We start from the raw sequence: 4608 nt of genomic DNA on the forward strand, positions 1-4608 counted from the left end.
AGTCTAGCTGCACTTTTTAATCAAAAACTACCTCCGAACGTGATACTAAGCGTTTATTTGGTCGATGATGGGAGCACTGATAACACATCTGAAGTCGTAAAAGAAAAGTACCCGGCTGTTCATTTGCTTCAGGGAAATGGGAGCTTATTTTGGAATGGGGGCATGAGACGAGCCTTTGGGGAGGCGATCGCCTCGGATCCTGAGTTCTACCTATGGCTGAATGATGATACGATGCTTTACCCGGATGCGATTGCTAAAGCTTTCTCAACTTACCAAAGCTTACAAGAGCGGGAGGAATTATTATCAGTTATCGTGGGTTCTACTTGCGATCCCGACACCAATGCCCTTACCTATGGCGGGATGGTTCAAAAGAATTGGTGGCATCCTCTTAAATTCCAATTGCTTCAACCCAATGAAGAACCCCAGTCTTGTCACACGATGAACGGAAATTTCGTGTTGATACCCCGAGAAATCGGTAAAAGAGTCGGCAATCTTGACCCCAACTTCGTCCACAGCACAGGGGATATAGACTATGGGCTGCGCGTGAAACAGAACGGGGGTTTAGTGTGGGTAGTTCCGGGTTATGTAGGCACCTGCGCGGTCAATTCCCTAGCGGGAGATTGCTGGGCGGATCCTACACTCAAAGTATGGGAGCGAGTGAAACAGGTTAACCAGGCGAAAGGATTGCCGGTGGGGGAATGGAAGGTCTTTGCCCGACGTCATGCAGGCGCATTTTGGCCGGTTTATTGGTTTCTGCCTTATTTGAGATTGGTGTTAGCTGCTATCCTCGGGGGTAAGATGTCCAGTAATATCAATCGCTAAACTCACCGAATCGCGATCGCCTGGTTAAATTTTGCGGAAGATTTCTGAACGCTATTCAAGTTTTTTCCGTGAATCAAATACTTAACCCGAGCCGCTCGCGATTTTATCCCCGCTCAATTCTATCTAACTTCTCCTGGATTGGGTTCCTTCTCCCTTTGCTTTCCTTTTTTTATGCTTGCTTGGAAGAGGAAGTAAGTCATTTGAAGAGAAAGTAAGTCAAATGAGGATTAAGGTCGATACCATACAATAATTTATCGATCGTTTTCATCATGGGGGACCGATTCGGAATCATCCAGGGGAGATAGAATCGCTTAAATTTGGAAAACCCGGCTTTTAAAAAGCACAATTCAAGGGATTGAGAGCTAAAAAAATGAAGGTGGGTTGGCTCTCGGTAAGCTGCTGTTTTTTCAGGCAATACCCTGGCTTTTAAACTATTTGCACAGGGAGTAGTCACAAAAATAATGCCTCGCTCTGTTAAGAGGTTCTTCGCCTCTTCGAGTATGGACACTGGCAATTCAAAATGTTCGATGACTTCTATCATCAATATCAGATCGAATCGACGCTCAGGAGGAATTTCCCGAGTTTCTGAAGTAATTGACTAATCCCCGTTGATCTAAAATTTTTCGAGCTGATTCGCTCAGTTCAACGCCAGTGACATCAAAATCGCGATCGCTAAATGACTGGGCAATATTTCCTTCTCCACATCCTAAATCCAGAACTTTACTCTGGGTCTCTACATACCCCTGATTTAGTAAGTAATCTATCATTTGAAAGTTTCGGTTCTGGTAAATTAAGAAGTCATCTGATGTGGAGTAATCCATGACTCCTCCTCCGGGTAATGACTCTCCGTGAAACTTATGCTGGCAGGAGCGATTTAAACATTGCCTGACTTGGGCATATTTCGTATTGAATAGAGGCTTGGATTCGTTCTGACAGATAGGGCAATACATGGCTAATCCTCCGTTACTATACGAGTTGTAGATCAATGTAAAAATAGTGGGTTCGCTTCTTAATCAAGGCGAAACTGTAGGAGATCAATCCCCGTGAAAGGCAAAGAAAACCAGACGGGGTTTGAACCGGATAGCGTTTTTGAACAATCGCTCATTGCTTCATAATCTAACAAGAAAATTTTAGGTCTATTCCGAACCTAAATGAATTTGAAAACTCCCTTATATATATATCAAGCTTCTTCCAATCCCTTCGATACTGCGCGACTGGAACTGATGCGCTCTAGTCAACTACGGATGAGTCGCAATTTAGCAGATAAAGCCTGCCTATTCATTGGTAAAAATAATTTCCCATAAGCACTGATGCAAAAAAATGCACTATTCAGCATTTTCTAGCCAAGGGTTTTTGGGAAGGAAAGTAGAGTATGCAATTTATTTTGCATGACTACTGATTTGCCTATTATGTACATCGGAAACACAAATGGGATAATGTTTGTGAGCATTTCATTAAAACATACCACATACTATAACACAGGTTTCGTTTTTTTTGCAATTAGCTAGGCGCTTGAATGTTCGCTAGATTACTCATCGTTCGCTCATTTTTTTTAGGGGTTATGACAATTAAATAACGCTATATGTAACGTTATTACGCTGAGTGATCAGAAGAAGGCAGTCACCGTAGTCTTAAATACACATTTCGGTAGTTTTGTCAAGACCCGGGCGGAAGGAAGGCTATTGAATAACATAAGCTATGTCTAGGGAAAGCTGATATGTACCAATCTCATGGGAATGGAATAAGAAAAAGGATGGAGTTAAATCACGCGCAAACTCCCAGGGCCAATTAACCGATTAGCCTAGGTCAGGAGATGCAGTTGTTAGGGCTTAGAGCTATTCTCCATTAAAGTCATGAGCGGAAACCGAATTTTTTTAGAGCTTTGCTGTGTATTTTATCACTTCTTTTTAGGCGGTGGGGAGGGGGAAGACAAACTTTACAAAAATTATATAATTTTCCATTGATAAGAAAAAAGCAGTCTGGAGGAAGTGGGGGGCTATTTCAAGGGGGTGAATCGGATAGGAACGGGCCGATCGCCCAAAATCTTGGCTAGGGGAAAAGCAAAAGTGGCCTGACTCCGAGAATCATGAACGGGGTACGAATGCCCTGGTCTATTGACCGATCGCAGCAGCGATTCCCAGCTCTTACTTCAGCTACAATCAAGAGAAACTGTTTACCCTTATTCAGCCACCGGCTTATTCCATGAGAATCTTACAACTCCATAACTTTTACAAAATTGCGGGCGGCGAGGATGTGGTGGTTCGCTCAGAGAAAAACTTGCTGGAAGCTCATGGCAACTCAGTCGCTTTGCTGGATGTTGACAATGATGCGATCGCCTCAAAGTTCAGCCAAACCATGACTGCCGTCAACGCGATCTACTCCCATGCCTCCAAACAACGGGTTTTGCAAGAAATTAATCGCTTTCGACCGGATATCGTTCATGTTCATAATTTTTTCCCTTTGCTATCCCCCGCTGTTTATGATGCCTGTCGGGAAGCTCGGGTGCCTGTGGTACAAACCCTGCACAACTTCCGCCTGTTTTGCGCCAATTCCTTCTTTTATCGAGATGGAAAAGTCTGCGAAGACTGTATGGGAAAATTCTTCCCCACCCCGGCAGTGGTTCATGGTTGTTATCGGGATAGTCGCATCGGTTCGGCGGTGGTGGGGACAATGCAAAGCATACACCGGATCCGAGGGACTTGGCGCGATCGCGTAGACCGCTACATTGCTTTAACTGACTTTGCTCGGAGTAAGTTTATCGAAGGGGGCTTGCCCCCAGAGAAAATTTCCCTCAAGCCTAATTTTCTCTCCCCTGACCCGGGGATTGGTCCCGGCAGTGGTGAGTACACGCTCTTTGTAGGAAGACTATCGCCGGAGAAGGGCCTGGACATTCTCCTGAAAGCTTGGGAAAAACTTGGGCAATCAATCCCTCTGAAAATTGTCGGCGATGGGCCATTAGCTGATCAGGTGAAACATTTATCCGTAAAGCTTCCAGGGGTAGAGTTGTTGGGAAAACAGCCCAAAAATCGCGTCCTTGATTTAATGAAAGAGGCGAAAATGTTGATGTTTCCTTCAGGCTGGTACGAAGGTTTTCCTCTGGTCCTCGTTGAGGCTTATGCTGTGGGTCTACCTGTGATAGCGGGTAACCTCGGGAGTATGTCCACTTTGGTCGTACCGGGTCGCACGGGCCTGCATTTCCGTCCCGGAGATGCAAATGACTTAATCGCTCAGGTGGAGTGGGCCATAGCCCACCCCGAAGAACTCAAAAATATGCGTCAAAACGCTAGAAGAGAGTTCGAGTCTAAATACACGGCAGACTGTAACTATCAACAACTTTTTAAAATTTATGAGTTGGCTCGTGCTTAATGGGTGGGTATTCTACCTCATTTCTCATTTCCATTACCGTCAAGGCGTCTACCATCCATCTCTCCAAATGATCCCTGGAAAAAAAGTGGCAAGAATAATGAAACTTAATCAATAATATCAAGGATAGCTGTTTTCGATGCAGATCTGATGTAAATCCTCTGTTAAATCGGGATAATCTTGTAAAGTTCGCAAGAATCATGTAGAGTGGGAAGGCTATAGATAACCCGATTTTAAAATCAAATCAGGGTAATGCCTTATTCTTTCCAAATACTGTACACCATTACAGCCTATCCTCCAGCAATTGGCGGCGCTCAACTTCATACCCATAAAATTGTCTCTACCCTCGCTCAAACTAATCAGGTTCGAGTCATTACGCACTGGACGGAAAATCGGACAGATTGGTTATTAGGAACAACTTTA

5 protein-coding genes are annotated in these 4608 nt (G+C 44.3%); 3 read left to right on the plus strand and 2 right to left on the minus strand.

Features of this window, described 5'->3' with window-relative positions:
* The coding region (locus J0895_RS03170) for a glycosyltransferase family 2 protein (protein WP_207086681.1) at positions 1–822 on the plus strand (822 nt) is incomplete at its 5' end.
* Between the two features lie 196 nt (positions 823–1018).
* Here J0895_RS03170 and J0895_RS26900 read toward each other — a convergent pair.
* Positions 1019–1417 (minus strand): class I SAM-dependent methyltransferase, encoded by a 399-nt coding sequence (locus tag J0895_RS26900; protein WP_422894304.1) that lies wholly within the window; start codon positions 1415–1417, stop codon positions 1019–1021.
* A complete protein-coding gene (locus J0895_RS03180; protein ID WP_207086683.1) occupies positions 1386–1643 on the minus strand; it encodes a class I SAM-dependent methyltransferase in 258 nt (85 codons plus the stop codon). Before J0895_RS03180 ends, J0895_RS26900 begins: the two co-directional genes overlap by 32 nt.
* A 330-nt stretch (positions 1644–1973) precedes the next feature.
* On the opposite strand from J0895_RS03180, the gene J0895_RS03185 reads away from it, so the two are divergent.
* A complete protein-coding gene (locus tag J0895_RS03185) occupies positions 1974–2126 on the plus strand; it encodes a hypothetical protein (protein ID WP_207086684.1) in 153 nt (50 codons plus the stop codon).
* Positions 2127–3024: 898 nt separating this feature from the next.
* A complete protein-coding gene (locus J0895_RS03190) occupies positions 3025–4188 on the plus strand; it encodes a glycosyltransferase (RefSeq protein ID WP_207086685.1) in 1164 nt (387 codons plus the stop codon).
* Positions 4189–4608 lie beyond the last annotated feature (420 nt).

It is taken from the genome of Phormidium pseudopriestleyi FRX01, from assembly GCF_017313335.1.
GTDB lineage: Bacteria > Cyanobacteriota > Cyanobacteriia > Cyanobacteriales > Laspinemataceae > Laspinema > Laspinema pseudopriestleyi.

Excerpts from the sequence above, each read along its gene's own strand:
- J0895_RS03180 (WP_207086683.1), bottom strand. The coding sequence starts at position 1,643 with ATGGATTACTCCACATCAGATGACTTCTTAATTTACCAGAACCGAAAC.
- J0895_RS03185 (WP_207086684.1), top strand. The coding sequence starts at position 1,974 with ATGAATTTGAAAACTCCCTTATATATATATCAAGCTTCTTCCAATCCC.
- J0895_RS03190 (WP_207086685.1), top strand. The coding sequence starts at position 3,025 with ATGAGAATCTTACAACTCCATAACTTTTACAAAATTGCGGGCGGCGAG.